The sequence below is a fragment of the Mesorhizobium sp. M7A.F.Ca.CA.001.08.2.1 genome (assembly GCF_003998455.1).
Classification (GTDB): domain Bacteria; phylum Pseudomonadota; class Alphaproteobacteria; order Rhizobiales; family Rhizobiaceae; genus Mesorhizobium; species Mesorhizobium ciceri.
Genome location: NZ_RZPW01001048.1, coordinates 1 through 1,678, shown reverse-complemented (window position 1 = coordinate 1,678; position 1,678 = coordinate 1). Strand labels below are relative to the sequence as shown.

1 protein-coding gene, 1 pseudogene and 1 riboswitch are annotated in these 1,678 nt (G+C 65.6%); the gene and the pseudogene both read left to right on the top strand.

Annotation, left to right across the window (positions count from 1 at the left end; genetic code table 11):
• Positions 1 to 28 precede the first annotated feature (28 nt).
• Positions 29 to 1,228, top strand: coding sequence for a winged helix-turn-helix domain-containing protein (locus EN914_RS34590; RefSeq protein WP_127389646.1), 1,200 nt, complete (start codon positions 29 to 31; stop codon positions 1,226 to 1,228).
• Between the two features lie 30 nt (positions 1,229 to 1,258).
• A riboswitch (cobalamin riboswitch) is annotated at positions 1,259 to 1,463 on the top strand.
• A gap of 38 nt (positions 1,464 to 1,501) precedes the next feature.
• Positions 1,502 to 1,678, top strand: a pseudogene (locus tag EN914_RS39610) (metal-binding protein); the annotation flags it as partial.

Below are 1,678 nucleotides of genomic sequence, written 5' to 3'. Positions count from 1 at the left end.
GGTCAAAACACGGCAAAGTGATATCTGCATGAAGGAAAAGATCTCGCTCCCGAGGGCCCGGCGCATTGCGCTTGCCGCCCAGGGGTTCCTCGATCCTCGCCCGACCGGCACGCCCGACCGCCGGCATTTTGCCCGCACGCTGTCCCGCACCGGCCTGTTGCAGATCGATTCCGTCAGCGCGGTGGTGCGCGCTCATTATATGCCGCTCTATTCGCGCCTTGGCCCCTACCCGTTCTCGCTGCTCGACAACGCGGCCGTGACGCGCAAGCGCATGGTTTTCGAATACTGGGCGCACGAGGCCTCCTTCCTGCCGGTCGAGACATACCCGCTGATGCGCTGGCGCATGCAGCGCGCCGAGCGGGGCGAGGAAATGTATCTGGGTCTCGCCAAATGGGGCCGCGAGCACGCCGCCTACATCGAAGAGATCTACCGCGAGGTCGCCGAGCGCGGCCCGATCGCCGCTTCCGCGCTGGAGGGCCAGAAAGGTTCGGGCGGCTGGTGGGGCTGGAGCCATGCCAAACACGCTTTCGAATGGCTGTTCTGGGCCGGCCGCATCACCACGGCGCACCGCCGCGGTTTCGAGCGCTTCTATGACCTGCCCGAGCGCGTGCTGCCGCAGGCGATCCTCGACCTGCCGGTGCCGACGCCTGAGGACGCGCACCGCGAATTGCTGCGCATTTCCGCCCGCGCCCACGGCGTGGCGACTTCAAGCGATTTGCGCGACTATTTCCGCCTGTCGCCGGCCGATATGAAAGGCCGGTTGGAGGAACTGGTTGAAACGGGCGAGTTGCTGCCGGTGCGTGTCGAAGGCTGGGACAAGCCGGCCTATCTTCACCGGGACGCCCGTCTGCCGCGCAAAGTCGAGGCCCGCGCCTTGCTGGCACCCTTCGATCCGGTCGTCTTCGAGCGCTCGCGCACCGAGCGGCTGTTCGATTTCCACTACCGCATCGAGAGCTACACACCGGCCGACAAGCGGCAGTATGGCTATTATGTCCTGCCGTTCCTGCTCGGCGACCGGATCGTGGCGCGCGTCGACCTCAAGGCCGATCGCCCGGCCAGCATACTGCGGGTCCATGCGGCCTATGCCGAGCCCGGTGCGCCGCCTGAAACCGCTGCAGAGCTGTTCGAGGAATTGAAGCAGATGCAAGGTTGGCTCGGGCTCGAACGCATCGAAGTGACGCCTGCCGGGGATTTGGGGCCGGCGCTGGCCGACATAGCCGTGTCGTAAGCTCGCGTTGACACCGCCGCCCGCAAAAGCCTAAATCCGGTTCCAGATGGTCCCTTGCCCGCAACGGCAAGGGCTAAGAGGGAATGCGGTGCGGGGCAAAATCCCAAATCCGCGGCTGTCCCCGCAACTGTAAGCGAAGAGCCAAGGCCGAAAACCACTGGGAATTCCCGGGAAGGCGGCTACCCAAGGCGATGACTCGCGAGCCAGGAGACCTGCCGTCTGCGACTGTAGAATCCGATCGCCCGGCGGGTTTCCGGGCAAGGAGCCCGATCTTTGGACCACGACAGCAGTTTTTCGGCTGGCACAGCGGATATTTCGTCCGGCCATGATGATGCCTTGGCCGGCGTCACCATCATCGTCTGCGGCTCCTGCCGCAATGAGACCGGCTCCGACGCTCATCCCCGCGCCGGCGAGTTGCTGACGGACGACACGCGCCGCGCCGCCGCTGGC

Bases quoted from the DNA above. Each gene is read 5' to 3' on its own strand.
- EN914_RS34590 (WP_127389646.1), top strand. From the start codon at position 29: ATGAAGGAAAAGATCTCGCTCCCGAGGGCCCGGCGCATTGCGCTTGCC.